General features: G+C 70.3%; 1 protein-coding gene. It reads right to left on the bottom strand.

From position 1 onward, the window contains the following. A partial coding sequence (locus IE97_RS39130; RefSeq protein WP_037845584.1) for an aminotransferase class III-fold pyridoxal phosphate-dependent enzyme occupies positions 1-202 on the bottom strand: 202 nt, incomplete at both ends.

Genomic DNA, 202 nt, shown 5'->3' with positions numbered 1-202 from the left:
GCGGGCCAGCCGCAGGGCGGCCTCCACCGCCTCGCTGCCGGAGTTGGTGAAGAACAGGCTGTCCAGACCGGACGGCAGGACCTCGCCCAGCTTGTCGACGAGGCGCCGCAGCGGCTGGTGCATGACGGTCGTGTACTGGCCGTGGATCAGTGTGCCAACCTGTTCCTGCGCCGCCGCGACGACCTTGGGGTGGCAGTGACCG

The sequence above is a fragment of the Streptomyces sp. NRRL S-455 genome, assembly GCF_000717875.1.
Lineage (GTDB): Bacteria > Actinomycetota > Actinomycetes > Streptomycetales > Streptomycetaceae > Streptomyces.
Note: the sequence above shows the minus strand (reverse complement) of the source record. Positions and strands in the feature narration are given on the sequence as shown.